The organism is Acidovorax sp. KNOB132, assembly GCF_057541515.1.
Genome location: NZ_BAAJYT010000212.1, coordinates 1 through 6108, shown reverse-complemented (window position 1 = coordinate 6108; position 6108 = coordinate 1). Strand labels below are relative to the sequence as shown.

The following is a 6108-nucleotide window of genomic DNA, read 5'->3' as shown; positions in this document are numbered from 1 at the left end:
CCCGCTACGGCCAGGAGGCGCCCGCGCTGCGCCGCACGCTGGGCCGGATGGACCGCTTTCGCCAGGGGCTGGCGCGGGCCTTTCCCTGGCCGCATGCGCAGGCCGCGGCGCTGCCCGATGCGGCGGTGGTGTGCCGCTGCGAAGCCGTCACCGCGGGCGAACTGCGCCGCTGCGTGACCGAGATGGACAGCCAGGAAGTGAACCGCGCCAAGGCCTTCAGCCGCGTCGGCATGGGGCGCTGCCAGGGGCGCTTTTGCGGCCATGCCGCGGCGGAGATCGTCGCGAGCGCCTGCCACGTTCCCGTGGAACAGGTGGGTCGCCTGCGGTCGCAGGCACCGGTCAAGCCTTTGATGATGAACACGCGCGAGGTGCAGGCATGAACCACGGCAGCCAGAACGCCACGGCGCACGACACCGACGTGCTGGTGCTGGGCGGTGGCCTGATGGGCACCACCACGGCCTTCTTCCTGCGCCAGCACGGCCTGTCCGTCACGCTGCTGGAGCGCGAACTGGTGGGCCGACAGGCCAGCGGCACCAATTTCGGCAACGTGCGCCGCCAGGGGCGCGAGCTGCACCAGATGCCGCTGGCCAACCGCGCGCGCGCCGTGTGGGGCCGCATCCGGTCGTTGCTGGGCGAAGACGCCGAGTTCGTGCCCTATGGCCACCTGCGCGTGTGCTACACCGAAAAGCAGGCCGCGGTGCTCGAAAAGCACGCGCACGACGTCAAGCCCCTGGGGCTGGACCTGCAGCTGTTCACCGCCGAGCAGTTGCGCCAGCGCTGGGGCATCTTCGCGCCCGGCGTGGTGGCGGGGTCCTACTCGCCCCAGGACGGCCACGCCAACCCCCGCCTGGCCGGCCCGGCGTTTGCCCGCGCGGCGCGGCGTGCGGGCGCGAACATCGTCGAGCATGCCGAGGTGATGCAGGTGGAGCGCGACGCCAACGGCTTCGTCGCCCACACGGCCGATGGCCGGCGCTTTCGCGCCCCGCAGATGCTGGTGGCCTGCGGAGCCTGGTCCAACCGCATGGCCGAGCAATTCGGCGAGCCCGTGCCGATGGAGGCCCGAGGCCCGCAGATGGGCGTGACCGAGCCCCTGCCCTACGCGCTCGGGCCGTCCATCGGCCTGTCGTCCCCCATCGAGACCGAGGGCCTGTACTTTCGGCAGATTGCGCGCGGCAACATCGTCTTCGGCGGCGGCCTGAAAGGGCCCGCGCATGCCGACCGCACCCGCGCCTACGTGAAGCCTGACAACGTGCTGCGCCAGCTGCGCGAGCTGCGCCGCTTCGTGCCGGCGTTCGAGCACGTGCAGCTGATCCGCGTGTGGAGCGGCATCGAGGGCTACACCCCCGACTGGCAACCGGTGATGGGGCCGAGCGCCAAGGTGGCGGGACTGCACTACGCCTTCGGCTTCAACGGCGAGGGCTTCGCCGTCAGCCCCGGCGTGGGCGAGACCATGGCCGAACTGATCGCCACGGGCCAGACGTCGATTCCGCTGGCGCCCTATTTCATCGGCCGGTTCGCGGCATCGCAGCCGGCGCAGCAGGCGGCCTGACAGGCCCGCGTCACGCCCGTGGCCGGCCGGCCAGGGGTGCATGCCGCTCCATGAGTCCGGCCACCCACTCGATGAACACGCGCAGCCGCGGGCTGACGTGCCGGTGCGGCGCATACGCGATGTACAGCGGCATCGGGTCCAGGCGCCAGTCCTGGAACAGCCGCACCAGTTCGCCCCGCTCCAGGGGCTCGCGCGCCAGGTAGTCCGGCAGCCACAGCACGCCCAGGCCCGCCACGCCGGCCGCCAGGTACGCGTTGCCGTCGTCCACCGAGAACACATGGCGGCCCCGCACGGCCAGGCGTTCGCCCTCGCGGTGCATGGCATACGGCAAGGCCTTGCCGGTGCGCGCCCACAGAAAGCCCACCGTGCGGTGGTGCGAGTTCTCCAGCTCGTTCGGGTGCAGCGGCGTGCCCGCGCGCTCAAGGTAGCCGGGCGCGGCATACACGCCCAGTTGCAGGTCGCCCACGCGCCGCGCGACCAGGGACGGATCGGTGGGCTCGCCCCCGCGCACCACGCAGTCCACGTTCTCGCCGATCAGGTCCACGATGCGGTCGCTCACGCCCATGTCGATCTGGATGTCCGGGTACCGGGTGTGGAAGGCCGGGAGCGCCGGCACCAGGATGGCGCGGGCCAGCGGGCTGGGCACGTCCACCCGCAGGCGGCCCCGGGGCAGCGCGGAGGCGCTGGACAGGCTGCCCTCGGCATCGTCCATGTCGGCCAGCAGGCGCACCACGCGTTCGTAATAGGCCGCGCCGTCGGCCGTGACGTTGACCTTGCGGGTCGTGCGGTTCAGCAGCTTCACGCGCAGCCGCGCCTCCAGCTGCTGGACGAGCTGGGTCACGGTGGTCTTGCTCATGTGCAGGGTCTCGGCCGCCTTGGTGAAGCTGCCGGCCTCCACCACGCGGGCGAAGGCCTGCATTGCATCGAAACGGTCCATGGGCGCTGTGCTTTCGGTGGCGGTGGCGGAGGGATTGTTTGGAGTCTACAAACAGTGATGGGTGGACTGGGCCCTTTATCCCACGCACGCCGCTGCCTACAGTGCCTGCATCGCCAACCACCGGGCGGCTTCGCCCCGATGAACCTTTGATGAACTCCACCAGCACGCCCCAACGCGACGTCGTCTTCCCCGCCGGGCGCCGCGCGCTCTACGACCGCAACCGCTATTCGCCAGCGGTCCGCTCCAACGGCTTTCTGTTCGTGTCGGGCCAGGTCGGCAGCCGCGAGGATGGATCGCCCGAGCCCGACCTGCCTGCGCAGGTGCGGCTGGCGTTCGACCACCTGAACGCCATCCTGCAAGCGGCCGGCTGCACCTTCGACGACGTGGTCGATGTCACGGTCTTCCTCGTCGATCCCGAATCGACGTTCGAGACGGTGTGGGCCATCGTGCCGGAGTACTGGGGCAACGCGCCCCACCCCACGCTGACCGGCGTGGGCGTGACCTGGCTCTACGGCTTCCAGTTCGAGATCAAGGTGATCGCGAAGCTGCCCGCGCCGAGCGGCGACGGACCTGCACGCCCCTGAACACAGGCGCCGATGGAGGCTTTACGCCGCCAGCACCACGAACACCTTGCGCAGCGTTTGCGTCACATGCCACTCGCCCGTCGTGTTCGACGGGAAGAACAGCGTGTCTCCGGCTCGAATGGATTGCGGCTCGCCGCCCGTGGGCGTGAAGGTGCAGGCCCCGGCCAGGATGTGCATGACCTCGGCATGGGCCAACTGGCGCTCGAAGCGGCCGGGCGTGCATTCCCACAGGCCCGAGCGGTTCTCGCCGGCGCCCTGCAGATCGACGTCGATGCCGCTGAACTCGCACGGCGGCAGGGTCAGCGGACGGGCGGGCGTGCCCTGGTGTTCGAAGCCGCCGAGGGTGGCGGACTGGCGCAGCACGGTGATGCTCATGGGATGGTCCCTTGGGTCGATGAAGTGGATGGAAGGAATCAAAGTGCGGCGCCGGGGCGATGCCAGGCTTCAAGCCCGCATCAGGTGGGCGCCAGGGCGCGCGCCGCCACCTCGCAGAACCAGCGCACGCCCAGCGGCAGCGCGTCGTCGTTGAAGTCGTAGCACGGATGGTGCAGCGCGCGCTCGCCGTCGGGCCCGGGCTCGGCGCGGCCCTGGCCGAGCCACAGGTAGGCGCCCGGGCGGCGCTGCAGCATGAAGGCGAAGTCTTCCGAGGTGAAGGCGGCGCGCGGTGCCACGCCGGGCTGCAGGCCGATGGCGCGTGCGGCCTGCAGTGCCAGATCCGCCTCGGCCGGGGTGTTCACCGTCGCGGGGTAGTAGCGCAGGTAGGTCACCTCCACCTGCGTGCCGCTGGCCAGGGCAATGCCCTCGGCGATGGCGCGCAGCGCGGCCTCGATGCGGTCTTGCGATGCGGCGTCGAAGCTGCGCACCGTGCCGGTGATCTGCACCTCGGCCGGCAGCACGTTGTGGCTTTGCCCGCCCTCGATGCGAGTGACCGACAGCACGGCCGACTCGCCGGGGTCGATGCGGCGCGCCACGATGGTGTTGAGCTGGGCCACCAGCTGGCTCGCGGCCAGGATGGCATCGGGTGTGTGGTGCGGCTGCGCGGCATGGCCGCCGCGCCCGCGCACGGCGATGTCGAAGCGGTCGGCCGCGGCCATGATGGGCCCGGGCCGGGTCTGGGCGTGGCCCAGCGGCAGGTCGGGCCAGTTGTGCAGCGCGTAGACGCTGTCGCACGGAAAGCGCTCGAACAGGCCGTCCTCGATCATCTTGCGCGCGCCGCCCTGGCCTTCCTCGGCGGGCTGGAAGATGAAGTGCACGGTGCCGCCCCACCCGCGCGTGCGCGCCAGCTGGCGCGCCGCGCCGATCAGCATGCTGGTGTGGCCGTCGTGCCCGCAGCCGTGGTGTGCGCCCGGGTGGCGGCTGGCATGGGCGGCCGTGCCCAGTTCCACCATGGGCAGCGCATCCATGTCGGCGCGCAGGCCCACGCTGCGGGGCCCGCTGCCGCAGCGCAGCGTGCCGACCACGCCCGTGCCGCCGATGCCTTCGTGCACCTCCAGGCCGAGCAGCCGCAGCGACTGCGCCACGATGCCGGCCGTGCGCCGCTCCTGAAAGGCCAGCTCGGGGTGCGCATGCAGGTCGCGCCGCAGGGCAATGAGCTCGGGCAGCAGGTCGGCCACCGGCCGGGCGATGCGCTCCAGGCCCTCCAGGGCGGGCAAGCGCTCGTGGCCGTCCAGGCTCATTGCCCCGCCTCCACCGCGTCGGCCAGCTGGGCCAGCGTGTGGAAGTGGTAGTCCGGCACGGTGTGCTCGGACTCGATGGTGCCACCCGAGTCCTTCATGCCGTGCCGCCGTTCGATCCAGCAGGTGGTGATGCCCAGCCGCTTGGAGATGCCGATGTCGTGGTACTGGCTCTGCGCCACGTGCAGGTTGTCGGCCTGCCGGTAGCCCCAGGCGCCCTCGTAGCGGCCGCGGGCATAGGCGAAGTAGCGCGCGTCGGGCTTCTCGCACATCGCGTCGTCGCAGCTGAGCAGCAGGTCGAAGGGCGAGCCCAGGGCTTTCTGGAAGTGCTCCAGCGCCCACGCCTGGGCGTTGGTCATCGTCACGAGCTTGAAATGCCCGCGCAGGCGCTGCAGCGCCTGCACCGAGTCGGGGAACGCCGGCCAGTCGGCCACCGAGTCGCGCAAGCCGCGCGCCAGCGCCTCGCTGTCGGGCAGGCCCAGCGACGGCGCGATCGCATGCCAGCAGCGCTCCAGGTCGTCGGGATAGGCCCAGGTGTCGCCGCTCTTGCGGGCGGCTCGGTAGGCCGCGAGGAACGCCTCGTCGGTCACGGGGCTGCCGGGCACGGCCCGGCGCAGATAGGCGAGCATGCCGCCCTCGAAATCGATGAGGGTGCCGACCACGTCGAAGGTCAGCACTTTGAAATCACGCAAGGCCATGGGTCGCACTCCAGACAGCAGGAAACGGCGGAAAGCCGGCCACCGCAGGAAACGGCAGCGGCCACAGAACATTCACGGCCGAGCTTAGAACCGCGGCCGCCCCGCGTGGCACTGAAGCGGGGGCCGGCGACAGCAGCAAGTTGCGTTGTCCGGCGCATTGCGAAAGATTGTTTGCAGCCCCCCCCCCGGCCGCGCCGTCCTTCGCGGCGTCAGAACAGGCTGCCCTGCCCCCGCGCCAGCCCGGGCCGGTACTGCGACAGGTCCAGCTCCACGCGCTGGCGGTTCAGGCCCAGGCGCCGGCACGCGGTGGCGAACCGCTGGCGCACCAGGTCGGCCCACAGCCCCGTGCCCTTCATGCGCGTGGCGAAGTCGCTCTGGTAGCTCTTGCCCGCCGCGCGGGCCTCGGCGCTCAGGCCGTGCAGGTCCTGGATGCGGGCCATCACGCGCGCCGCGCGCTGCGGGTAGTGCAGCGCCAGCCACTCGCGCATGAGCGGCGCCACCTCCCAGGGCAGGCGCACCACGGTGTAGAAGGCGGTCGTGGCGCCGGCATCGCGCGCGGCCTCCAGCACCTGTTCCATGTCTTCGGTGATGAACGGGATCTGCGGCGCCACGCTCACGCCCACGGGCACGCCGGCCTCGGCCAGCGCGCGGATGGTGCGCAGGCGCC

General features: G+C 71.4%; 8 protein-coding genes. 3 read left to right on the top strand and 5 right to left on the bottom strand.

The features are described from left to right. Positions 1-380: (2Fe-2S)-binding protein (locus AC27IO_RS19065; protein ID WP_498740216.1), on the top strand; the 380-nt coding region annotated here is incomplete at its 5' end. Beyond that, entirely contained in the window at positions 377-1549 is a 1173-nt protein-coding gene (locus tag AC27IO_RS19060) for an NAD(P)/FAD-dependent oxidoreductase (protein ID WP_498740215.1), read from the top strand. The genes AC27IO_RS19065 and AC27IO_RS19060, both read left to right, overlap by 4 nt. Before the next feature lie 10 nt (positions 1550-1559). On the opposite strand, the gene AC27IO_RS19055 is transcribed toward AC27IO_RS19060, so the two are convergent. After that, positions 1560-2486: a LysR family transcriptional regulator gene (locus AC27IO_RS19055; protein ID WP_498740213.1), complete on the bottom strand. Its 927-nt coding sequence runs from the start codon at positions 2484-2486 to the stop codon at positions 1560-1562. Positions 2487-2635: 149 nt separating this feature from the next. Between AC27IO_RS19055 and AC27IO_RS19050 the strand changes: the two genes are divergently transcribed. Continuing rightward, positions 2636-3070, top strand: coding sequence for a RidA family protein (locus AC27IO_RS19050; RefSeq protein WP_487115567.1), 435 nt, complete (start codon positions 2636-2638; stop codon positions 3068-3070). A gap of 21 nt (positions 3071-3091) precedes the next feature. On the opposite strand, the gene AC27IO_RS19045 is transcribed toward AC27IO_RS19050, so the two are convergent. The 4 genes from AC27IO_RS19045 to AC27IO_RS19030 form a co-directional block, all read right to left on the bottom strand. Further along, on the bottom strand, positions 3092-3445 hold the full coding sequence (locus AC27IO_RS19045; RefSeq protein WP_317355857.1) for a cupin domain-containing protein: 354 nt from the start codon (positions 3443-3445) through the stop codon (positions 3092-3094). An 80-nt stretch (positions 3446-3525) separates the two neighbouring features. Next, complete coding sequence (locus AC27IO_RS19040; RefSeq protein WP_498740210.1) at positions 3526-4746, bottom strand: M20 aminoacylase family protein; 1221 nt, start codon at positions 4744-4746, stop codon at positions 3526-3528. After that, positions 4743-5441: an HAD-IA family hydrolase gene (locus tag AC27IO_RS19035; RefSeq protein ID WP_498740209.1), complete on the bottom strand. Its 699-nt coding sequence runs from the start codon at positions 5439-5441 to the stop codon at positions 4743-4745. The genes AC27IO_RS19040 and AC27IO_RS19035 overlap by 4 nt, the downstream gene beginning before the upstream one ends. A 209-nt stretch (positions 5442-5650) precedes the next feature. Continuing rightward, on the bottom strand, positions 5651-6108 hold a 458-nt coding region (locus AC27IO_RS19030; RefSeq protein ID WP_498740207.1), incomplete at its 5' end, for a radical SAM family protein.